Source organism: Dermacoccus sp. UBA1591, from assembly GCF_002322065.1.
GTDB lineage: Bacteria > Actinomycetota > Actinomycetes > Actinomycetales > Dermatophilaceae > Dermacoccus > Dermacoccus nishinomiyaensis.
In genome coordinates this window covers 1-21,242 of sequence record NZ_DCNR01000042.1, presented here as the reverse complement: position 1 = coordinate 21,242, position 21,242 = coordinate 1, and the positions used below count along the sequence as shown (strand labels likewise).

The following is a 21,242-nucleotide window of genomic DNA, read 5'->3' as shown; positions in this document are numbered from 1 at the left end:
GCCCGGCGACGCCGGCGGCGAAGGCCCAGGCGCTCGCCGGCGTCCTGTCATCGGGGCGATGCCGCGCACGATCGATGAGATATACGACGCTGTTGTCAGTGGCGTTTCACGCTCCAGTGACGGCACTGCTCAGGCGGAATGACAGCCCCGGCCGCTCATCGCAGGGGGGTGACAACAGGTGCCGCTGGCAGCTGGCGGCCATCAGCCAGTGACCATCAGTCGGTAATCAGCGGTCGGTGGTCGGGGGTGGTCGGCGGTCGGCGGTCTCGGTGGTCGGTGGTCGGCAGCTGGCGGGCTCGGCGGCTGGTGGATACGGCAGTCGGCGGGTGCCACGGTTGCTCTGCTCAACGCCGCGCAGGATGTTCTCACTCATGGCGTGGGTGGGCCGGGACGTGGGGGAGTGCCACCTCGGCGGTCGCGACGACACCGCTACGGGCGCGGCGCGGTGCCGTGCCCCCCGACGTCGAGTAGGTCGTCGACGCTCGCGGCGATGGTCGTCGCGTCGACGAGCTGCGTCGAGACGGGCGGCAGGTCGTGGATGAGGCGCGCGAGGCGTGACGCCATCGCGTCGGCGTCGAGGTGAGCGAGCGGATCGTGCGTCCAGCACGCCGCGAGGGTCACGTACGTGGCCGAACCGAGGCTCGCCTCGAGCTCGCTCCACGACCCGAGCACGCGCGGCAGGTCGCGCTGTGCTATCTGCAGGACGTGCGCGGCCTCGAGCTGCTCGAAGACGAGGTCGCGCCGCGCGCTGACGCCCCGCTCGGAGTTGTGCTCACCGTCGGCCAGGAGCAGCAGCACCCGCTCGAGGGCGCGCAGGGCGCGACGGAACTGACGACGCACGAGCAGCACGGGCAGACGACGCCCGAACGCCCACAGCACGAACAGGCAGATGACGCACGACAGGGCCGTCTCGAAGATGCGATCGAGCATCAACTCACCGATCGGCTTGTGCGCCGTGCCCGCCGACGCCACGAGCAGCGCCATCGGCGTGATGAACATCGACCCGAGCGCGTAGTTGCGCACGACCGTCCACTGCAGCAGGTACACGCACGTCAGCGCGACGACGATGACCCACCACCCGCTGGGATGCGTGAGGCTGACGAGGAAGAACAACCCGACACCGATGACGGTGCCGACGAAGCGGTGCGCCGCTCGATGCGTCAAGGTCAGCCGGTCGCCGCCGAGGGAGATGAGGAGCGCCGTCGTCATGACCGCCCAGTACGGATGCGTGACGCCGAGCGCGTACGCGAGCACGCACGTCAGCAGCACCGCGAGCGCGGCGCGCCGCGCGATCAGCGCAGGCAAGGACGAGCGCGACAACCCCCAGCGCAGCAGGTAGCGCCGCGGTGGGCGTCCGAGGTAGCGCGCCTGCGCCATGACGGGGACGGCGATCACGGCCCCGGGCAGTCGCGTCGCGGCGGTGCGCTGGACGACTTCGATGTGCAACCGGCGCAGGCGCTTCGTCAGCTCGCGCCAGTGCGGGTCGGGGTGACGGCGGCCTGTCGCCGCGCTCAACGCCCACGCCGCGGAGAAGATCGACGCGTACGCCGTGTCCCGCAGGCGGCCCGTCTCGACGAAATCGCCGTCCGGGTCTGACTCGAAGTACGCGTCACACGCCTCCTGCGCCTCGTCGACGGCTTGATCCTCCGGTTCGTGACGCTGCGGGTACTGCAGCGCGAGGCTCAGCACGCTCGACATCACGGCGCCACAGCCTGCTGCCAGCAGGAACCGGCTGCCGGGCACGCCGACCGTAGGCAGATACGTGCCGATGGCCGGGCCGATCGTCAGAAAGACAGGGCCAGGCGGGTCGCCGACGAGCGCGTGGTACAGAAGCACACTGACGCCGGCGATCGCCGTCAGCGCGACCGTCGTGAGCACCGCATGTCCTGCGACGCTCACCCCGATCGTCAACGCCGCGACGTACGCGAGCGTCATGCACGCGAGGATGGTGACGCGGTGACGCCACGTCCGCTTGACGCTGACGGTGCACAAGAACGTGCCCGTCAACCCGAGCAGACCGAGCTGTGGGCCGAGGACGAACGACAACGCCAGCACCGTCAGCGTCACGCACGTCGTGATGTGTGCCGCCGTCTTCCAGCGCCCCGGCGCGGGCTTGACCTCGACGAACGTCTGCAGCTCGTCCGCGAGGCGCGCCTTCGTCACCCCGCGACGACGGGCAGCGCGACGCACCTGCGGCGGCGCGAGCATCATCGTGAGGCGGGGCATGCCTCTATTGTGAACCTGGCCACCGACAACCCCGGAAACCTGGGCCTTTCGCCTCCACATGCACACGGGTGCTCGTCGCCGCGGCAGTGGCATGGCGTCGTGTTCATGAATTCAGGGACAGAACATGAGAGTCAAGGAACCCGCGGCAGCGGGCACGAAACCGCGCGCCTATGCGGTGCGTTGCCGGTGGCTGCCGTGGAGCCCCCGGGCTCACCGGTGGGCCGGGCAGCTCCTCAGTGCATCCCCCGGCGGTGATGACCTGATCTCGGCGGTGATCTTCGCCATCGTGCTCGTCCCGCTCATCGTCGTCCTGGTCTACCTCATCGGCGAGCTGGCTCTGCTGTTGCTCCTGGTTCCGCTGCTGGCATTGACCCGTTTCGTGTTTCGTTGCCCCTGGGCCGTCTGTGTGAGTCGACGTGGCCGGGTGCTTCACGAGGAGCGGTGCCCCACGTTCAGCGCCGCCCGAGCGCGTCGGGGCGACCTCGCACAGGCGGTGCGAACCGGCACCTGGCGCGAGCTACCGCGTCAGCACTGAGGCGCGCGCGACGAAGCACCTCGACGTCAACCCCGCGCCAGGCGCTCCCACCTCGCGATCCATGTGGACCGCGCACGACGTCAGCCGCGAGCCAGCCGCTCCTCGACGTAGTCGAGCCAGCGCAGCTCGGCCTCGTCGGCGAAGATGAGCGATTCGAGGACGAGCTCGTCGGGCGTCGGAGCGCTCGGCGCGCCCGGTGTGCGGCGCGGTTTCGACCGGTTGAGCTCGCGTAGGTGCCGCATCGTCGCGGTGCGTTGCGTCGAGACGAGCGCACGCACGTCGACCCCTGGCATCGTGACGGCGAGCGCCAACTTGATGGCGAGTTCGTTGCGTGGCGTCACGTCGCGCGGGACGGCCTGGGCCCACCACGAATCCACTTCACCGCGCCCCGTCTCGGTGAGGCGATACGGAATGCGGCCCTCGTCGTCGGCCGCGCCCGCGCCCTCGACGAGGCCGTCGCGCTCGAGGCGCCCGAGCGTCGTGTAGACCTGGCCGATGTTGAGGGGCCACTGCCCGCCCGTGCGCGCCTCGAACTCGGAGCGTAGCTGCGCGCCGTACATCTCCTGCGACGCGAGCAGCGCGAGCAGGCCGTTACGAACGCTCACGTCAGCCCCCTTCGCGTCGTCGCGGTGAACGATGAACGTTCAACGGTACGACGCGGCGCGCCCACCCGCCGAACCCGCCGAACCCGCCGAACCCGGCGCGAGTCGTGCATGACGCTCACCGCTCGCGCCTCGTCAGCACCGGCTTGCGGCGTGCGAACAGCATCGACACGAGCGCTGCGACGAGTGGCACCGCGATGAGCATGATCGCGAGCGACCACCATGGGATCGCGTACGTGCCGCCGCTGAGCTGGTGCGTCCGCTCGTCCATCATGTGGTTCGTCGAGGCCCGCGCCAGGATGAGCCCCGGCGCGATGCCGACGGCGATGCCGATGAGCGCACCGATGACGCCGATCGCCGCCGCGTGCGCGCCGACGATGCGTCGCCGCATCCCCGTGGGCGCCCCGACGGTCGCGAGCGTCGCGGCATCGGCCTGCGATTCGGCGTCGGTGAGCAGCGTCGACACGATCGTCGTGAGCAGGACGACGAACGCGAGCGCCGCCGTCATGATGCCGAGGATGACGAGGATCGGGCTCGAGTAGCCCCGCTCCACCATCAACGGCATGTCGATCGGGGAGGCGGCCTTGAGCTGACCTTCGAGCTTCTTGCTCACCCCACCCTCGGGCGCGACGGTGATCGCCGCGAGATGGGCCGTCATGTGATGCTTCGCGAGCGTTTCGCGCGTCGCGATGAGCGAGTTCGGCGTCGAACCAGCGAGCTTGAACGCGGCGTCGAACGACACGGGGCGTGCCGGCACCGTCAGGGGCGAGCAGGATGCGACGGTCGCCTCCGGCAGCTCGGCGTTCTTCCACTGCACCGCGGCCAGCGTGACCTTGCCGTCGGTGATCGTCGTGGCGCTCGACTGGGGGCCCCATCCCGCCACGCCCAGGCTGTCGTTCGTCGATGGCCCGACGTGGAGGAACTCACCTCGCTTCAGAGCATCTCGCGTCGCGGCATCGAGGCCCATGAGCTTCATGCCGGCGTCGTCGACGCCGAGCACGCTGACGGCCGCGGCGGCGGCGTCCTGACCGGAGCCCTTCGCCGGGCACTTCCCTGCGAGATAGCGGGGCATGAAGTCTCCGGCGCCCACTGTCCACGCACCCGCGGCGCCGGGGACGATCTTGCGGATCGCCGCGATGGCTGTGTTGTCGTCCGCCTCACTGGTCCGCGAGCCGGGAGAGCTCGAGACGAACGCCGCCTCACCCATCGGCATCGACGGGGTGTACGTCTTGGCGAGGTACGCGTCCTCGCTCGCGCCGTAGACGCTGACGCCCGTGCACACGGCGACGGTGGCGAGCACCGCGCCGATCGACGCCGTCGCCCGCGTGCGCTGACGGCTGACCTCACGCACCGCGAGGCGCGGCGTCAGGGGCAGGTGACCGGCGAGCTTGCCGGCCACCATGAGCACGTACGGCACCGCGAGCACCGCGCCGCCGAAGAACAGCGGCACGCCGATGTACGCAAGGGCGGTCTGCCCCTCCTCACTCATCGACGACCCGTCGCCCCCTCGCTGCGTCGCGAAGAACAGGCACAGCGTGCCGGCCGCGACGGCGATGACGCCGATCGTCGGCAGTCGACGCTTGACGACACGCGCCGACACCTGCCCGCGCAGGGCCTGCAGAAGGTTGGTACGACCCGCAGCCCGCGCGGGCACCCACGCGGCGATGAGCGCGGCGAGCGTCGAGACGACGACGAGGCCGACGATCCAGCTGAATCGGATGTCGGTGGGCGCGTCGAGGGTCGTCACCTGCCGGTAGGTGATCTTCGCGGCGACGACACCGAGCGCGGTGCCGAGGACGGCACTGACGAGCGCGGTCCGCGCACCGAGGATCATCGCGTTGGCCAGGACGATGCGGCGCAGGACGGCGCGGGTGCCGCCGTTCGCCGCGACGAGCCCGAGGCTGCGACGCTGACGCGTCGCGCCGGCCGCGAACGCCGGGCCGGCGAGCAGTGCCGTCACGGCGACGAAGGCCATCGTCGCGACGGCGATGGCGAAGGCCATGCTCGAATCGCCCGTCGTATTCACGTCATAGGCGCTCGCCTGCGCGGACACGTTGTCGCGGGTCGTCAGGTCGAGGCCGAATCGGTGCCACTGCTCGACGTCAGCGGCCGAGAACGTGCGCGTGTCGTCGAGGAGGAACCCCGGTGACGAGCTCGGCTTGTACCCCGTCGGCACCGGCCCGACGGCGGCGACATCCGCGAACGGCGTCGTCACGGTGCCGACGATGGTGACGTGCACCGTCTTGCTGTCGGACGGGTTTCCGGAGTCAGAGCGCGCCTGCATCGGCCCCTCGGTCGGCAACCCCATGTTCTTGCCGTACTCGGTGACGGCGACCTCACCCGGCTTCGACGGCAGGCGCCCCGAGACGAGAGTGGCCTTGCGTGCGAGCAGGGGCGAGGTGGCGTCGGTCAGCATGACGGTGCCCCACGTCGACGTGAACCCACCCGACGTCGTCTCCTGCGTGGCGGCGAACACGAAACCTTCCTGGTGGGCCTCGAGCGCGGCAACGCCCGCCTGTTCGCTCACCTCCGCAGCCGTCGGAGGCTTCGATGTCGTGACGGCGCGTCCGGCCGCAGGCATCGGCGCGCCCCGTTTCTCGGCGGACACCGTGACGAGGCCGCCGAGCCCTTCCACGGCGCGGGCGCGTTCTTCGTCAGGGCTGATCTCGAACGTCGAGATGAAGGCGAGCATCGTCGCCAGCGCCATGACGGGCAGCAGGATGAGCAGCGCAGCGAGCGCCGAGCGGGCCTTGTAACGCATGATGTCGCGCCACGCGAGGCGCAGCGGCAGCCGCCATCCGGCGAAGGGGGAGGCCATCTCAACGACCCCCTGCGCGCGAGGCGTCCGACGCCGATGAGTTGCGCGACCCACGACCCGCAGGTGCGGCCAGGTGCGAGATCGCCGGACGCGACGCACGCGTCGCGCCGGCCGTCCGCACCGCCATGACGAGCGCAACGGCGATGATGCCGACGAGCAGGACGACGAGGGCCGGTGTCGACAGGAACACGCCCTCGAGCGCCGGCCCGTGCGTCGCGTCGAGCCACGATTCGGCCGGTTTCGTCGTCACGTGCGACGGGGGCGAGCCCTGCACCCACGTGTGCACGCTGACGACGGCGAGCTCCTGCACCCGGGACAGGTGGTCGGACGCGGTGATCATGCCCGGCCCTCCGTCGTTGCTGATGTCACACTCGTCGCACCGTGCGAGCGGGTGACGGCGCTCGCCCCGAACGGCTCGGGTTCGTCGCCGACGATGCCGACGACGGCGCCGTCACGCAGGTTGACGATGCGGTCGGCCCACGACGCGTGCCGCGAGTCGTGCGTGACGAGCAGGACGGCGGCGCCCGCGTCGCAGCGCTGACGCAGCACCATGAGCACCTCCTCACCCGTGACTGAGTCGAGCGCGCCCGTCGGTTCGTCGGCGAGCACGACGCGGCGCTCGCCGACGAGGGAGCGCGCGATCGCGACGCGCTGCTGCTGGCCGCCCGACATCTCCTCGGGGTAGCGGTCGGCGAGGTCGGCCAGGCCGACGGCGTCGAGCGCCTCGAGGCCGGCCGCGCGGGCGGCGCGCAGGCCCATGCCGTCGAGTTCGAGGGGGAGCGAGGCGTTCTCGACCGCCGTCAGCGCCGGGACGAGGTTGAGGTCCTGGAAGACGAACCCGACGCTGCGTCGGCGCAGACTCGCCATCTCCTTCTGGCCGACGCCGACGATGCTCGCACCGCCGATGCGCACATCGCCGCTCGTCGGCGCGTCGAGGCCCCCGGCCATGTTGAGCAACGTCGACTTGCCCGAACCGCTCGGGCCCATCACGGCCACGAGTTCGCCCGGGTACAGCGCGAGGCTGATGTCCTTCAACGCGTGCACGTCACCCGCGGGTGAGGGGTGCACCTTGCTCACGCCGTCGAGCTCGAGGGCTGGTTGCGTCATCGTTCATTTCCCTTCGTGAGGCCTGACGTGCGCCGCCGACGATGTGTCGACGGCGCACGTCACGCTCCCGTTCCCTTACCGCATACGCAGTATGCATACCCGGTATTCACATGTATACCGGGTATGTGGGTGCTGTGGGGGAATGACGCGCCGGTGGGTGTGTCGGGCGTGTCGGGTGAGGCGCGCCGCGCGGCATGTGCCGGGGGTGTCGTAGCACGTCGAGGCTTGGGGCCGGCGGGCGACGGGGCGTCGGGGTGCGCCATGACCGTGCCGCAGATGGTGCGAAACCACGCGCAGCGCGCCGAACGTCGCGCGCGTTTCGAGGCGGAAGCCCAGCTCGCTGAGCGTCTGAGCAAGGCCCGTACACCCCGCCAGAAGCGACGCGAGCTCGCCCGCGTGAATGGCGAGGCGAAGCGCGCACGCAGCGGCGATCAAGAAGGCGGCACAGTGGGCCGGCGTGAGTGATCGTCAGGCGCAGCGATGGGCCAAGACTGCCGATCGCGACGGCAACCCTATGCCGCTCGCGAAAGCCTCACCGGTCGTAGAGAAGCGCCGCACCGCCGTGCAGCGTGGCATGGGAGGTGCGCGGAAAGTCCAGGCGGACCGCATGGCAGCGATGCGCCATTTCACCATCCCAGGCACGGTGAAGGTCGAGATCGACACGGGCGGTAAAGCATCGTCGATCGAAGACCGTACGCACATCACGACGACCGTCCCTCTCGACGCGTCTGAGATGGAGACCGTGGCCGCGTGCATCGAAGCGCAGGAGTACGAGGAAGCCGCAGCGACCTTCAACGCCGCGCTGATCGATGCGTGGATGGGCGGCACGAGACCGGTGAACATGAAGATCTTGCACTGGACCCCGGTTGAGCCGGAGTGAGAAAACAGTGGAGGGGTAAGGCAGAAAACCTGCCTTACCCCTCCACTGTTACGTCAGACCTCTAATTGGGTGAGATCATCGATCGGCAGGCGAATGAGGCTCAGAACTTCGGCTGAATACCCAGATTGTTTCATCGGGTCATCTTCAATCCAGGCGGTCGCTTCTTCTGATGTTGCATGGGCTGAAGCAATCGCTGGCGATTCGTTCAGGTCTCCAGCAGCCCAAATGTACAGATTATTCTCAATCCGAGCTGCACCGGCTAGGTCCAAGTCTTCCCATGAGACTCTTGTCCTAAGATTTTTGTTGCTATCAAGGATCTTCAGAAGCTCGTCTTCCGACGTGAGTGCGACCTTGGCTGAGCCGTCTACGAAGACTGCGATCATGCCTACATCGTGCGCTTCAGTTGAGCAACCTTCGTGTAGGACCGCGCGTAGTAGGTCTTGTTTTTCCAAACGATCGTACCGAGCGTGGAACCAATAAACGTGGTGTTCGTGGTTCCCTTGCAGGTCTTCACCACGTTCTTCTGCTCGAGCTTTGCGATATTGCGACCACCTGACATCGTTGTGCCGCCGGGCTTCTTCCGCCACGCATACCACTTGTAGTGAATCTCTTCAGCGTGAGTGATAGATGTTACGGGCGTGGTGCATGTCGTGATATGCTTATTACCCGCAGCCTTTTAGTCATATTCCTTCCGCAGGTAAACTGCACCGGGGTTTAGCGTGCAAGGCCCATAGTTGGGTGTTGTAAAACGTACCGATGCGCCCTTTCCACATTGGTAGTCATTGAGCTTTTTGATTGCTTCTTCCTGACTGCTCGCCTGGATGAAGGGCGTTGCCTTCGCCTCGCCACCCTTGAGGAACTGGTCAAGGCACTCTGCGTCGCTAGAGCGGTCGGTTGAGCTCTGAGCTGCGGGCACGGGCTTCTCAGCCGCCAGGGCTGTCGGCGTCACAAGAGACACGCCGAAGACGAGGGCAGGCTTGTTGCTGCGATGCGCATACGTGTTGACATGACAACCGCTCTCACTAGGTCAATTCTTCGGGCTTTCGCAGCATACCTAGGTCAGGGGCTGGGGAAGGGGGAAACGCGGCGGGGAGATTTGAAGGGGGGGCCTTGAATCGACGGGTGACGGGGCGTCGGGTGTGGAGGTCAGCGAGGGGAGGAGGAAGGCGTCGACGCATGCCCCACGGGGTTCCGCATGCTCAGGTCAGGGCTGAAACCCTGTCATGCGGGATCGCAGCTCCCAGAGGTGCGCCGGGCCGGCGCACCCCGCACCCGGCCGCCCAGTCACTCCGCTTACCCCGTTGCAGAGCGTGCCGCGCTCAGAGCGTGAGCAGCACCTTGCCGATGTGCCCCGACGCGGCGAGTTCGCGGTGCGCGTCCGCTGCCTGCGCGAGCGGGTAGGTGGCGTGGACGATAGGCCGCACGGCGCCCGATTCGACGAGCGGCCACACCGTGTCGCGCACCTCGCGCACGATCGCGGCCTTCTCCGCGAGCGGACGCGAACGCAGCGACGTCGCCGTCACCTGGGCGCGCTTGGCGAGCAGTTTCGCGAGGTCGAGCTCGGCCTTGGCCCCGCCCTGCATGCCGATGATGACGAGCCGGCCGTTGGGCGCGAGAGCGTCGATGTTGCGGCTCAGGTACTTGGCGCCCACGACATCGAGGATGACGTTGGCGCCACCCTCTGCCGCGACGGCGTCGACGAAGTCCTCCTCGCGGTAGTTGATGAGGATCTGTGCGCCGAGCGCCTTGCATGCGGCGAGCTTTTCGGCCGAACCGGCGGTGACGGCGACGCGCGCGCCGAGCGCCGTCGCCAACTGGATCGCCATCGTGCCGATGCCGCTGCTGCCGCCGTGCACGAGCAGCAGTTCACCGGGCTGCAGGTCAGCGGTGAAGACGACGTTCGACCACACCGTCGCGGCCACCTCCGGCAACGCGGCGGCCGTCATGAGATCGACGCCGCGCGGCACGGGCAGCACCTGGCCGACGCGGACGTTGACGTACTCGGCGTAGCCGCCGCCCGCAAGCAGCGCGCACACCTCGTCACCGACGCGCCAGCCGACGACGTCGGGCCCGAGCGCGTCGATGGTGCCGGAGACCTCGAGGCCGAGGATGTCGGATTCTCCGGCAGGCGGCGGATAGTGCCCCTGACGCTGCAGCAGGTCCGCGCGGTTGACGCCCGCCGCGGCGACCTTGATGCGCACCGAGTCGCCCTCGGGCGCGGGCAGATCGGGCACCTCGGCGAGGGTCATGACGTTCTCGTCACCGAATTCGGACAGCATGATCGCCTTCATTCCTCGACCCTACGACGCGCCCCGCGCACGATGAAACGCCAGATCGTCGACGGTGTCGACGTCGCGGGCGTCGCCCGGGTCGACGGGGGTCTCAGCGAGAGCGAGGGATGCAAGCAACGCACGCATCGACGCGCCGGCAGGGTTCCCGATCGCCTCGCAGGCCGCGGCCAGGGCATCGGCGCGATACACCGCGAGAAGCGGCTGACGACGGCCATCGACGACGGCGACCGCTCCGTCGAGGCAGGACGTGCTGGTCGCCCGCATCGTCAACGCCGCGTCGAGGAGGGCGGGCAGGGCATGGCCGCCCCGGGGCGTGTCGCCGGCGACGAGGGCGATCCACTCGCCGGTGCTGACGTCGAGCGCCCGCGCCAGGGCAGCGACCGGGCCGCCCAGGGGCGGATCCTCCTGCACCCAGGTGACCTGCTCGCGACGGATCGCGCGCGGCGGACCGACGACGATGACGGGCCATGATGTCGGGAGCGAGGCCAGCGTCGAATCGAGCACGCTGCGGGCGCCGAGCGATACGTCCAGCTTGTCGTCCTGAGCGCCGCCGAAGCGCCGCGACGTGCCGCCGGCGAGCACGACGGCCGTGACGGACAGGTTCAGATCGGGCCGTTCGTCGCCTGCGCTGCCCCTGCCCGCCCGCCGGCCTGCCGGTTCTGCGGCGGCGCCACTCAGCCACGAATCGGTGCCGTTGGGTCGGGAGGCGTGCTCGTCGAAAGGCTCGTGCGAGGTCATGGGTCCATCGTCGTGGACGCGAGCGGGCGGTGGGTGCGACACGACGTCATCGCGCCGTCGCAGGTGGGTGATCCCGGCGAGGAGGCGTTCAGGTCAGCTGCGCGGCAGGCGACGCGCGCTGTCGACGAGCTGGCGGGCGCTCGCGTCGAAACCGTCGTAACTGCGAGCTGCGCGGGCCGTCATCGTCATGCCGATCATCGAGCTCGTGAGCAGGCTCGCGTACTCGCGCGCTGCGGCAGTGGTGACGCTGCAGTCGGTCAGGGCCTTCGCGAGGCCACCCTTGAACGCGTCGAACGCTGCACGGCAGCGTTCGAGCTGCGTCGGGTTCTCGGCAGCTACGGTGACCGCGCCGACGGCCGAGCCGGCCTCGAACTTCGTCTCGTCGAGGTAGGTCCGCAGGCGGCCGAGCAGTTCGCTGACGACTTGTTCAGGCGAACGACGTTCGACCGACGCCACGACGTCGAGCCACTGCTGGGCGTTGAGGTCGATGGCGGCGAGAACGAGTTCCTGCTTGCCGCCGGGGAAGTGGTGATAGATCGAGCCGCGCGGTGTCTGCGTCGCCTGCGTCACCTCTGCGAACGAGGTGGCCTGCAGGCCACGGCGGGCGAGCAGGTCGAGGGCACCGGAGATCATGCGATCTCTGACGGGCGACGGCATCGGAGCTCCTTCAGGCAGGTTCAGGGTTTGCAGAAAACCCATGTTGCACAGGAGGGAACCCACGTTCGCTCCTTGAACACTTTATACACCGTCTGTGCTCTTTTTGTTCTGCGGGCGTGCTTCGCCTGGCACTGGCGGCCGATAACTAGGACGATGCAAGCGGGCGAGGGTGAAGAGTTCACGCGTTCGTGTAGAGAATTTTACCCGTTCGGTGGGAGTGTGTGCTCCCCCACAGGTGTGGGTTGCGTGCTGCCTGGTTGTTCAGCGCTGCCATCGTAGCTGGACATGTGGCCAAGTGTGGTGGAGTTGCTACAGCCACAAGAATATTGCGTCGCAACTCCGGTCGATGATGCTGGCGGTGCGTCGTCTTGGGTACGGCAGGTGGTGGGTCGCAGGTGCGGCCGGTGTGGCGTCAGCGACGCGTCGAGGGTGGGTCAAGTGCGTGTCGCGTGTGCGTCATGTGGCGGTGGGACTCCGTCGCGGCACGCGGGCTCGCTTCGCTCGCGCGCATGGCGCTCCTCCCAAATCCCCCGTGCTCATTCAGAGATGCGGAAGACCCCCTCCGGGGCGACTTCGTCGCTGATCCCGGAGGGGGTCTTCCGCATCTCTGGCGGTGGCGGTGGGATTTGAACCCACGGTGGAGTTACCCCCACACACGCTTTCGAGGCGTGCTCCTTAGGCCGCTCGGACACGCCACCGGTAAGAACATTACAACAGCGATGCGTCGGAGCAAAAACGAGATGAACGAACCGTCACTTGCACACCGGCGACGGCGACGGCGACGCAGGCGCCGCAGCGATCGTCGGGAACGACGAACCGACGACGACATCCACACTGTTGCCGTCACGCCCGTCCTGCACGAGCTTCGCGCCCGGCACCAACGTCGCGACATACCGCTTCGCCAGCGCCGCGCCGTCAGGGCCGAAACGCACCTCGCCGACACCGTCCTCGCTGTGTTGATACGGGTCGTTGCCGACGACACCCATCCTGAACCCGTGCGTGCGCAACGCCTCCGCAGCCGTTGCCGCCGCACCCTTCGACCCGCTCGCGTTGTAGACGTTGAGCGTGAACGATGCGCTCTCCGGCGGCGCCGAGCTCACCGTCCCGTTCGGACATGGGCCGCTCTGCTTGCTCGGCGACGAGATGAACGTCGCCGCGAACACGATCGCGCCGAGCACGAGCAGCGCGCAGAAGACGAGGATGGCGATGGAACGGCGCTCGCGACGCTTGCGCGCCCGAGCGAGACCGTTGTCGCGGACATAACTCATAGGGACAAGACCCTTGCGTGGAAGGTGGCGCGCGACTGCAAGGCGGCCCGCAAGGCGCGATGCAGCCCGTCCTCCAGGTACAACTCGTTCTGGTACGCGACGACATGCGCGAAGATGTCGCCGTAGAACGTCGAATCCTCCGACAACAACGCCGACAGATCGAGCGTCGTACGAGTCGTCGTCAGATCCGCCAGACGCACCACCCGAGGCGTCACCGGCGACCAGTCCTTGGGCGTGACGAGGCCATGGTCGGGGTAGGGGCGCGAATCGCCCACGGCCTTGAAGATCACGGCCCTATTTTATGTGCCCACAGTGCTGGGCGCGCACGCGCCGGGCGGATACGCTCACGACGTGACCGAAAAGAATCAGCTCGAAGCCATCCGCAGCGGATACGCCTTCGACGGCGCCTCCCTCGAGCTCGGCGCAGCCGTCGAGGACAACACCGCCAAGCCCGACGTGCAGGTGCGCCTGCCGCTGTCGATGATGAACCGCCACGGCCTCATCGCCGGCGCCACCGGAACGGGCAAGACCAAGACGCTGCAGCTCATGGCCGAGCAGCTCGCCACCAACGGCGTTCCCGTCTTCATGGCCGACATCAAGGGCGACCTGTCCGGTCTCGCCGAACCGGGTGAGTCGAACGACAAGGTCGCCGCCCGCGCGAAGGACGTCGGGCAGGCGTGGGAGGGCAAGGGCTTCGACGTCGAATACCTCAGCCTCGGCGGCGAGGGCAAGGGTGTGCCTGTGCGTGCCACCGTCACCTCGTTCGGCCCGACGCTGCTGTCGAAGGTGCTGGGGCTCAACGCAACCCAGGAATCCAGCCTCGGTCTCATCTTCCACTACGCCGACGCCAACGGGCTCGCCCTGCTCGACCTCAGGGACCTGCGCGCCGTCATCACGCACCTGACGTCCGACGAGGGCAAGGCCGACCTCAAGAACCTCGGCGGGCTCAGCTCGGCGACGGCCGGCGTCATCCTGCGCAACCTCATCGCGTTCGCCGATGGCGGCGCCGAGGTGTTCTTCGGCGAACCCGAGTTCGCCACGTCCGACCTCATGCGCACCGGCGCCGACGGGCGCGGCATCATCACCTGCCTCGAACTGCCGAGCGTGGCCGAGAAGCCCGCACTGTTCTCGACGTTCCTCATGTGGATGCTCGCCGACCTCTTCCAGGAACTACCCGAAGCGGGCGACCTCGACAAGCCGAAGCTCGTGTTCTTCTTCGACGAGGCGCACCTGCTCTTCGACGGCTCGAGCAAGGCGTTCGTTGACCAGATCGAGCAGACCGTCCGCCTCATCCGCTCCAAGGGCGTCGGCGTCTTCTTCGTCACCCAGACGCCCAAGGACGTGCCGTCCGGCGTCCTCGGCCAGCTCGGCAACCGCGTCCAGCACGCGTTGCGCGCCTTCACGCCCGACGACCAGAAGGCGCTCACCGCGACCGTGCGCACCTTCCCCAAGAGCGGCTACGACCTCGAAGAGCTGCTGACGACGCTCGGCACCGGCGAAGCGATCGTCACCGTACTGTCGGAGACCGGCGCCCCGACGCCCGTCGCCTGGACGCGCATGCTCGCACCGACGTCGAAGATGGGCCCGGCCGCACCCGAGACGATGGACCGCATCGTGTCGTCGTCGCCGCTCGCACCCAAGTACTCCGAAGCGATCGACCGCGAATCGGCCTACGAGAAACTGCAGGGGCGCCTGACGCCCGACACAGCGGGTGCGGGGAGCGACGCCGACGCGGCGCAGAACACACCCGCTCCCGAAGCGCCCCACGCGCCCGCCAAGAAGGAGAAGGACGACCCCGGCCTGGTCAGCCAGGTCGTCCACTCCTCCGCCTTCAAGTCGTTCATGCGCTCCGCCGGTACCCAGATCGGCCGCGAGATCACCCGCAGCCTCTTCGGCACCGCCCGCCGTCGCTGACGATCAGCGCATCAGAGGCGCACGCACCCAAGACACACGAGGGACGCCCGACCAGGGCGTCCCTCGTGTGACTTCCACCTGCCGGAGCTTGTTTCCCTCAGCAGCCGCCCGACGCTGACGGTGACGGACTCGGCGACGCCGTCGCCTGCGACAACGGCACGACGTTGCCGTTCGTCGGCCACTTCGAACCCAGATACAGGCGCACGGCCGAACCCTTGATGTCGACAGCGCCCTTCGTCTGCGTGTCCTGCAGCAACCGCGAACCGGGGATACTCATCTGCAGGCGCTGCGCGTCGGGCAGGCCCTCCTCGTCGTACACGATGACGGCCGAGTCGTCCGGGTAGTACGCCTTGTCGTTCGCCTCGGCATCCGCGTGGAAACCCTGCTTGCCGAGCTGACCGGCGACGTCCGCCGCGAGGCCCGGCATGAACGTCGTGTTGAGGACGGTGACGGAGACGTTCTTCACCGCGCGCGGCGGGCGCGGCGCCAGGGAGAACTTGTTGCCGATGACGATGTCGATCGTAGGATCCGAGCGCTCGTCCTGATACAGGTTCGCGTGGGGGATCTGCCTGGCGACGTTGAGCGCGATTGTGCGGCCGTTCTTGCCGTACCGGATCTCGGCGAACTTGGGGGTCGGACGATCGTCGCTCAATGGGTCGTTCTTGACGTCCAGCGTGTGCATGCCGCGCCAGCCGAGCTGCTTCGCGACGGTGGCACCCTCACCGCTGCGGTCGCTCGCGTTGTAGACGTTGGCATAGATGCTCGACCACGCGACCGTGCGTGACGGCGACGGGTTGCCGGGTGGGCACGTCGGCGCAGCCTGCTTCGGCTTGTCGCTCGAGCACCCCGTCAACGCACCTGCGGCAACGACGAAAACCGCTGCAGTGCTGGCGGTTCGGCGCATCATCACGATCCTTTCGACCCGGCTCGCACGACGACGAACCACCCCCGGAAGTGCCCAGTGTACGGCGGGCCGCGCACCCACGCCGACGGCGACCGTCCCTCGGCGCGCAGACACGACGATGCCCCGCCGGGCGAACCCGGCGGGGCATCGATCACGTGTGGCGGAGGATATGGGATTTGAACCCATGAGGGGTTTCATCCCCAACACGATTTCCAATCGTGCGCACTAGGCCACTATGCGAATCCTCCGCCGAGAACTGTACTGCACCGCGGCGCATGCGCCCAAGTCGGGCGGTGCAAGCAGCGTCGAGGGAACAGCCGGGGAACGACGGGTGCGCAGGGGCTCGTCGGTGCGGGCTGTCACCATGGGGGCGTGACGCACGACAACACGAGCCCCGACGACACCCGCGCAGCCCGTGTGCGCTGGAGCGACCTGCCGCTCGCGGCCAAGCTCATGCTCGTCAGCATCGTGTTCGACTTCGTCGGCACCGGCCTCATCATGCCGTTCGGCGTCACCTACCTGCACGAGGTGCGCCACCTCAGCCTGCAGGTGACGGGCATCCTGCTGGCACTGCCCGCGATCGTCGGGTTGCTCGCCGTCGGCCCCGGCGGTGTCGTCATCGACCGTGTCGGTGCGCGTCGCGTCGTCATCACGGCCGTCGGGCTCGAGATCGCCGGGCAACTGCTCATGGCCGGGGCGCACGACGTCGGGCGGGCCGCACTGGCATTGACGCTCTCCGGAATCGCGACGGGGGTGATCTTCCCGGCCGTGCAGGCGATGGTCGCGAGCGTCATGCCGTCGGACCAACGGCAGTTCTTCTTCGGTCTCAACTTCACACTGCTCAACCTGGGCATGGGCATCGGCGGGGTGCTCGGCGGGGCCATCGTCGACGTGACGCGGCCGTCGACGTTCGAGCTCGTGTACGTCATCGACGCCGCGACGTTCCTCGTCCCACTCGCGCTGTACCTGGGTCCGCTGCGACACCACGGCGGACGCGTCGAGCACCCCTCGAGCCCTGACGGCGACGCGCCGCGCGGCGGTTACGCGCAGGTGCTACGCGAGCCGACGATGCGGCTGCTCGTGCTGCTCGGATTCATCACGGCCTTCATCGGCTACGCGCAGTTCGGAGTCGGATTCCAGGCCTTCGCCCGCAGCGTCGCGCACGTCTCGACGCAGGTGCTCGGCTGGGCGTACGCGGCGAACACGGCCGTCATCGTCGTCGTGCAGATCCTCGTGCTGCGGCTCGTCTCCGGCAGGCGGCGCACGCGCGCGCTGCTGCTCATGTGTGGCCTGTGGTCGCTGTCGTGGGCCGTGCTCGGCCTCGCGGGCTGGTCGGGGGAGCGCTCCGCGACGATGGCCGGCGTCCTCGTCTGCGCGTCGGCGGCGATCTTCGGCGTCGGCGAGACGTTCCTGCAGCCGACGCTGCCCGCCATGGTCAACGACCTCGCCCCGGACGCCCTGCGCGGGCGCTACAACTCGGCCTCCGCGGGAGCCTTCCACCTGGCCGAGATCGTCGGCCCGCCGTTCGCGGGCCTGCTCATCGGGCACGCCCTGGCCGGCTGGTACACGCTCGCGCTCGTCCTCGGATGCGTGGGCGCGGCCGCCGTCACCCTCGCCGTCGAACGGCGCCTCAGCCCCGCCGTCAACGGGCTCGGCGCGCCGCGCGAACCCGACGTCGCGGGCGAGCTGGCCCTCGAGGTGCAGCGCGCCAAGCTGAGCGGAGAGTAGGTGCGTGAAAACCCCTTCGGTGATGAGCGGCGGCTCGTAGCCTGACGCCATGCCCCGACGCGTCGCCCGTCACGCCGCGCCGCTCGGCGACGGACGCGTCGTGTGGCTGTTCGGCGACACGCGTCGCGCGACCGGCCGCGGGGCGACCATGGTGTCGAACTCGATGCTCATCAGCACGCGGGGGTGCTTCGCGCAGGTGCTGACGGGCGTCGCCGTCATCCCCGATCCCGGTGTTGCGGGCGAGCGGTTGGCGGCGTGGCCGACCTGCGTCATCAGCCTTGATCGCGGTCGATGGAGCGAGCTTTTCGTCTGCACCAACACGATCAGGCGGCACGGCGGGTTCTGGGGGTTCACGCTGCTCGGCACGTCGGTGACGCGCTTCGTCGTGCCGGAGGGCGGGGCGGCGCGCCGCCTCGAGACCGTCGCGCTGAGCGCAGACGACGACACGCTCGACCACATGACGTGGGGGACGGCGAGCGTCGCCGATGACGGGTGGATCGTCGTGTAGGGCACCCGTGCGCCGACGGGCGGCTTCGGACGCGAGGTGTACGTCGCGCGCACGCGTCCGGAGGACATCGAGAACATGGCGCTGCGTCAGTACCGCGGCGCGACGGGCCGGGGCCCCCGACGTCAGATGACGCCCGGGACGCGGCTGGGGCCCTGTGAGACGTGAGCGCCCCCCGCGTACCTGGAAGAGCTCTCCTACCCTTGCTGCATTCCTGCCCTGGGGGAGTTCGGAGAGGTACCACCACGCGGGGGGCTTGGCATGAGTCTACCGGGGAGGCTGCGAGGGCGGTAATCGTGGGGTGGTCGGCGCTCCGGGCGGCCCTGGACGGGTGGTCGGACGAGGCGTGATCGGCCTGTTCGTAGGGCGTTCTCCGCGGAATCTCGGGGTTGTCGGTGCGCGCCACTAGTGTTGCTCGCATGACAACGGCCCTGTACCGCCGCTACCGCCCCGAGACGTTCGCCGACGTCATCGGCCAAGAGCACGTCACCGAACCCCTCATGCAGGCGCTGCGGACGGGGCGCGTCAATCACGCGTACCTGTTCAGTGGTCCGCGCGGGTGTGGCAAGACGACGTCGGCGCGCATCCTCGCGCGTTGCCTCAACTGCGAGCAGGGCCCGACGCCGACGCCGTGCGGGGTGTGCGACTCGTGCGTGGCGCTCGCTCGTGGCGGTGCCGGCAGCGTCGACGTCATCGAGATCGACGCGGCCTCGCACGGTGGTGTCGACGACGCGCGTGACTTGCGTGAGCGCGCGTCGTTCGGCCCGGCGAGCAGCCGCTACAAGATCTACATCATCGACGAGGCGCACATGGTGACGCCGCAGGGCTTCAACGCGCTGCTCAAGATCGTCGAGGAGCCGCCGGAGCACGTGAAGTTCGTGTTCGCGACGACAGAACCGGAGAAGGTCATCGGCACGATCCGCTCGCGCACGCACCACTACCCGTTCCGCCTCGTGCCGCCGAAGAAGCTGAGCGACTACATGGAGACGCTGCTCGACGCCGAGGGCGTCGCGTACGAGCCGGGCGTGCTGTCGTTCGTCACGCGCGCGGGTGGGGGTTCGGTGCGTGACTCGCTGTCGGTGCTCGACCAGCTCATCGCCGGGTCGGGGCCCGAGGGGCTGACGTACGCCGGCGCCGCGAGCCTGCTCGGCTTCACCGATGACGAACTGCTCGACGGCATCATCGAGGCGTTCGCGGCCGGTGACTCGGCGGCGGTCTTCCGGCAGATCGACCGCGTCGTCGAATCGGGCGCCGACCCGCGACGGTTCGTCGAGGATCTGCTCGAGCGTCTACGCGACCTCATCGTCGTCGCGGCCGTGGCCGAGGGTGCGGGCGCCGTGCTGCGCTCGGTGCCGGAGGACCAGCTGGAGCGCATGCGCTCGCAGGCGGCCTCGTTCGGTGCTGGGGCGCTGTCGCGCGCGGCGGACGTCATCAATGCCGGCCTGACGGAGATGACGGGCGCGACGTCGCCGCGCCTGCAGCTCGAACTCATGTGCGCGCGCGTGCTGCTGCCCGGCATCGCGGGTCTCGACGGGTATGCGGCGCGACTCGACCGGATGGAACGTCGCCTAGACATGGGCGAACTGCCGCCTCGTGCTGCCGCGGGGCCGGTGCCACATGCGCCGGCGATGCCTCCCGCCGGTGCATCGGCGCCGACGCAGGGCGGGGTCGGCGCGAGCGCCGGCGCGGCCTCTGGGGTGGGTGCGAGTGCTGACGGGGCAGGACGCTCGGGCGGTTCCGCCGAGGACGCCGCATCGGCGACGGCGGGTGTGACAGGGGCGGCGGGCGCTCCTCAGCCGGCAACGACACCGAGATGGCAGAGCCCGAATGCCGGTGCAGCGCAGGAGAACTCGTCGACCGGTGACGATCTGTCTCGCGCGCCGGGTGCCGGGGCGGGGGGTGGTCGTGCTGACACCGCCGGCGTTGAGGGCGGGGATGGTCGCGCGGGTCAGTCGGGTGCCTCTCGCCCGGCAGGTCACGGCGAGGCCGCACCCGAGCAGGGTCAGCGGGCCGCTGCGGCCGCGCGCGACGACGCGCGGGTCGAGCAGCCGCAGAGCGTCACGGGAGGCGTGAGCGAGGCCGAGCGAGAGCGCGCGCAGCGTGATTTCGATGCGACGCAGCAGTCCGGCGGCGCGTCGTCGCCGCAGCAGGGTTCCGGCGAGCGCGAGAGCGGTCAGCCGGCGCGCGGAGGCATGAGCACAGACGACATCCGTCGGGCGTGGCCCGACGTGCTCGACCGCATCTTCCGCATCAAGCGCGTCACGTGGACGCTGCTCAGTCAGAACGCTCAGGTGGCCGAGTTCGACGGGCGCCGGTTGATCCTGGGCGCGACGAGCGAGGGCCTCGCCGGCACGATGAGTCGCGGGCAGCACATGGAGGTCGTGCGTCAGGCGCTCATCGAGGCGATCGGCGTCGACGTCGCCGTCGAAGCCCGCGCCATGACGGCCGGTGCCGCGGCGCCGTCGGGTCAGGGCGGGGGTCATCAGGGGGCGGCCAACGCTGCGCAGCCGCGCCAGACGTGGTCGTCGCCGAACGGGTCGCCCGCGGGTGAGGTGCCGAACGCGCAGCAGTCTGCGCGGGGATGGTCGTCGCCGAACGCTGCCCCCTCGGGGGCGCAGGGTTCGTCCCGACCCCAGGGGGATGGCGGGCAGTCTGGCGCATCGGATGACGGGTCGTGGGGTGACGAGCCCGCGCCGCATGACGCGCCGCCCGACGACAGGTCGCAGTTCGACGAGATGGCGCAGTTCAGCGCGTCGATCGATCCTTCGTCGTCCGCCGGTGGGGCGGCTGACGGGCGTGTGAACGTGCCAGCAGGCTCTCACCGTGGCGAGGGTGTTGACGCTCGCCGCCAGGGCAGCCCGGGCCATGATGGTGGTTCGCGTGGTGCGACGCAGGATGCGTCCGGCCAGAACGCGTGGGGCGATCCCGCCTCGGGAGGAGCGCGCTCCGCTGCGCCGCAGCAGGGTCGTCAGGGCCAGGGACGCCCCGGTGGGTGGCGCGATCGCACCGGTTGGAACGGGGCGCAGGGCGGCCATGCCCGCGTCGATCCGGCGCGGGCCGGCGACCCCG

At 69.2% G+C, this 21,242-nt stretch carries 19 protein-coding genes, 2 tRNA genes and 1 other RNA gene; 7 read left to right on the top strand and 15 right to left on the bottom strand.

Annotated features, from left to right (window positions below; genetic code table 11):
• Window positions 1-429: 429 nt before the first annotated feature.
• Window positions 430-2,226: an FUSC family protein gene (locus B2284_RS04615; RefSeq protein ID WP_006943489.1), complete on the bottom strand. Its 1,797-nt coding sequence runs from the start codon at window positions 2,224-2,226 to the stop codon at window positions 430-432.
• Between the two features lie 124 nt (window positions 2,227-2,350).
• Between B2284_RS04615 and B2284_RS04610 the strand changes: the two genes are divergently transcribed.
• Complete coding sequence (locus tag B2284_RS04610) at window positions 2,351-2,761, top strand: hypothetical protein (protein ID WP_131941745.1); 411 nt, start codon at window positions 2,351-2,353, stop codon at window positions 2,759-2,761.
• Between the two features lie 80 nt (window positions 2,762-2,841).
• Here B2284_RS04610 and B2284_RS04605 read toward each other — a convergent pair whose 3' ends face one another.
• The 4 genes from B2284_RS04605 to B2284_RS04590 form a co-directional block, all read right to left on the bottom strand.
• Window positions 2,842-3,366, bottom strand: coding sequence for a PadR family transcriptional regulator (locus tag B2284_RS04605; protein WP_062256187.1), 525 nt, complete (start codon window positions 3,364-3,366; stop codon window positions 2,842-2,844).
• A gap of 115 nt (window positions 3,367-3,481) precedes the next feature.
• Complete coding sequence (locus B2284_RS04600; RefSeq protein ID WP_286697249.1) at window positions 3,482-6,181, bottom strand: FtsX-like permease family protein; 2,700 nt, start codon at window positions 6,179-6,181, stop codon at window positions 3,482-3,484.
• Window position 6,182: 1 nt separating this feature from the next.
• On the bottom strand, window positions 6,183-6,521 hold the full coding sequence (locus B2284_RS04595) for a hypothetical protein (RefSeq protein ID WP_144707645.1): 339 nt from the start codon (window positions 6,519-6,521) through the stop codon (window positions 6,183-6,185).
• Window positions 6,518-7,288, bottom strand: coding sequence for an ABC transporter ATP-binding protein (locus B2284_RS04590; protein ID WP_286697248.1), 771 nt, complete (start codon window positions 7,286-7,288; stop codon window positions 6,518-6,520). Before B2284_RS04590 ends, B2284_RS04595 begins: the two co-directional genes overlap by 4 nt.
• A gap of 261 nt (window positions 7,289-7,549) precedes the next feature.
• On the opposite strand from B2284_RS04590, the gene B2284_RS04585 reads away from it, so the two are divergent.
• The gene (locus tag B2284_RS04585; protein WP_006943496.1) at window positions 7,550-7,753 is read left to right on the top strand and encodes a hypothetical protein; all 204 of its coding nucleotides are present in this window, start codon (window positions 7,550-7,552) and stop codon (window positions 7,751-7,753) included.
• Window positions 7,746-8,168 (top strand): hypothetical protein, encoded by a 423-nt coding sequence (locus B2284_RS04580; protein ID WP_147286922.1) that lies wholly within the window; start codon window positions 7,746-7,748, stop codon window positions 8,166-8,168. Before B2284_RS04585 ends, B2284_RS04580 begins: the two co-directional genes overlap by 8 nt.
• A 53-nt stretch (window positions 8,169-8,221) precedes the next feature.
• Here B2284_RS04580 and B2284_RS04575 read toward each other — a convergent pair whose 3' ends face one another.
• The 7 genes from B2284_RS04575 to B2284_RS04545 form a co-directional block, all read right to left on the bottom strand.
• A complete protein-coding gene (locus B2284_RS04575; protein WP_286697247.1) occupies window positions 8,222-8,755 on the bottom strand; it encodes a hypothetical protein in 534 nt (177 codons plus the stop codon).
• Between the two features lie 732 nt (window positions 8,756-9,487).
• Window positions 9,488-10,459, bottom strand: a complete 972-nt coding sequence (locus tag B2284_RS04570; protein ID WP_286697246.1) for an NAD(P)H-quinone oxidoreductase — start codon at window positions 10,457-10,459, stop codon at window positions 9,488-9,490.
• Between the two features lie 9 nt (window positions 10,460-10,468).
• Window positions 10,469-11,197 carry a molybdenum cofactor guanylyltransferase gene (gene mobA / locus B2284_RS04565; RefSeq protein ID WP_286697245.1) on the bottom strand — a complete coding sequence of 243 codons (729 nt, stop codon included), beginning with the start codon at window positions 11,195-11,197 and terminating at the stop codon, window positions 10,469-10,471.
• Window positions 11,198-11,290: 93 nt separating this feature from the next.
• Window positions 11,291-11,854: a TetR/AcrR family transcriptional regulator gene (locus B2284_RS04560; RefSeq protein ID WP_074046582.1), complete on the bottom strand. Its 564-nt coding sequence runs from the start codon at window positions 11,852-11,854 to the stop codon at window positions 11,291-11,293.
• Between the two features lie 608 nt (window positions 11,855-12,462).
• Window positions 12,463-12,552, bottom strand: a tRNA-Ser gene (locus tag B2284_RS04555).
• Window positions 12,553-12,606: 54 nt separating this feature from the next.
• Window positions 12,607-13,122, bottom strand: coding sequence for a LytR C-terminal domain-containing protein (locus B2284_RS04550; protein WP_062257000.1), 516 nt, complete (start codon window positions 13,120-13,122; stop codon window positions 12,607-12,609).
• On the bottom strand, window positions 13,119-13,412 hold the full coding sequence (locus tag B2284_RS04545) for a hypothetical protein (protein WP_062256997.1): 294 nt from the start codon (window positions 13,410-13,412) through the stop codon (window positions 13,119-13,121). The genes B2284_RS04550 and B2284_RS04545 overlap by 4 nt, the downstream gene beginning before the upstream one ends.
• Window positions 13,413-13,473: 61 nt before the next feature.
• Here B2284_RS04545 and B2284_RS04540 point away from each other — a divergent pair, with 61 nt between their 5' ends.
• Entirely contained in the window at window positions 13,474-15,036 is a 1,563-nt protein-coding gene (locus tag B2284_RS04540; protein WP_239304380.1) for a helicase HerA-like domain-containing protein, read from the top strand.
• A 97-nt stretch (window positions 15,037-15,133) separates the two neighbouring features.
• Here the strand turns inward: B2284_RS04540 and B2284_RS04535 are convergent, their stop codons facing one another.
• Complete coding sequence (locus tag B2284_RS04535; RefSeq protein WP_286697244.1) at window positions 15,134-15,943, bottom strand: LytR C-terminal domain-containing protein; 810 nt, start codon at window positions 15,941-15,943, stop codon at window positions 15,134-15,136.
• A 155-nt stretch (window positions 15,944-16,098) separates the two neighbouring features.
• Window positions 16,099-16,188: transfer RNA gene (locus tag B2284_RS04530), tRNA-Ser, on the bottom strand.
• 124 nt (window positions 16,189-16,312) lie between these two features.
• On the opposite strand from B2284_RS04530, the gene B2284_RS04525 reads away from it, so the two are divergent.
• Together B2284_RS04525 and B2284_RS04520 are read left to right on the top strand one after the other, a co-directional pair.
• A complete protein-coding gene (locus B2284_RS04525) occupies window positions 16,313-17,668 on the top strand; it encodes an MFS transporter (protein WP_239304376.1) in 1,356 nt (451 codons plus the stop codon).
• A 49-nt stretch (window positions 17,669-17,717) separates the two neighbouring features.
• On the top strand, window positions 17,718-18,176 hold the full coding sequence (locus B2284_RS04520; protein WP_131941737.1) for a hypothetical protein: 459 nt from the start codon (window positions 17,718-17,720) through the stop codon (window positions 18,174-18,176).
• A gap of 161 nt (window positions 18,177-18,337) precedes the next feature.
• Here B2284_RS04520 and ffs read toward each other — a convergent pair.
• Window positions 18,338-18,432, bottom strand: an RNA gene (gene ffs, locus B2284_RS04515) — signal recognition particle sRNA small type.
• Window positions 18,433-18,592: 160 nt separating this feature from the next.
• Here ffs and B2284_RS04510 point away from each other — a divergent pair.
• Window positions 18,593-21,242: DNA polymerase III subunit gamma and tau (locus tag B2284_RS04510; protein ID WP_286697243.1), on the top strand; the 2,650-nt coding region annotated here is incomplete at its 3' end.

Excerpts from the sequence above, each read along its gene's own strand:
- B2284_RS04615 (WP_006943489.1), bottom strand. The coding sequence starts at position 2,226 with ATGCCCCGCCTCACGATGATGCTCGCGCCGCCGCAGGTGCGTCGCGCT.
- B2284_RS04610 (WP_131941745.1), top strand. The coding sequence starts at position 2,351 with ATGAGAGTCAAGGAACCCGCGGCAGCGGGCACGAAACCGCGCGCCTAT.
- B2284_RS04600 (WP_286697249.1), bottom strand. The coding sequence starts at position 6,181 with ATGGCCTCCCCCTTCGCCGGATGGCGGCTGCCGCTGCGCCTCGCGTGG.
- B2284_RS04595 (WP_144707645.1), bottom strand. The coding sequence starts at position 6,521 with ATGATCACCGCGTCCGACCACCTGTCCCGGGTGCAGGAGCTCGCCGTC.
- B2284_RS04590 (WP_286697248.1), bottom strand. The coding sequence starts at position 7,288 with ATGACGCAACCAGCCCTCGAGCTCGACGGCGTGAGCAAGGTGCACCCC.
- B2284_RS04585 (WP_006943496.1), top strand. The coding sequence starts at position 7,550 with ATGACCGTGCCGCAGATGGTGCGAAACCACGCGCAGCGCGCCGAACGT.
- B2284_RS04570 (WP_286697246.1), bottom strand. The coding sequence starts at position 10,459 with ATGAAGGCGATCATGCTGTCCGAATTCGGTGACGAGAACGTCATGACC.
- mobA (WP_286697245.1), bottom strand. The coding sequence starts at position 11,197 with ATGACCTCGCACGAGCCTTTCGACGAGCACGCCTCCCGACCCAACGGC.
- B2284_RS04560 (WP_074046582.1), bottom strand. The coding sequence starts at position 11,854 with ATGCCGTCGCCCGTCAGAGATCGCATGATCTCCGGTGCCCTCGACCTG.
- B2284_RS04550 (WP_062257000.1), bottom strand. The coding sequence starts at position 13,122 with ATGAGTTATGTCCGCGACAACGGTCTCGCTCGGGCGCGCAAGCGTCGC.
- B2284_RS04535 (WP_286697244.1), bottom strand. The coding sequence starts at position 15,943 with ATGATGCGCCGAACCGCCAGCACTGCAGCGGTTTTCGTCGTTGCCGCA.
- B2284_RS04520 (WP_131941737.1), top strand. The coding sequence starts at position 17,718 with ATGCCCCGACGCGTCGCCCGTCACGCCGCGCCGCTCGGCGACGGACGC.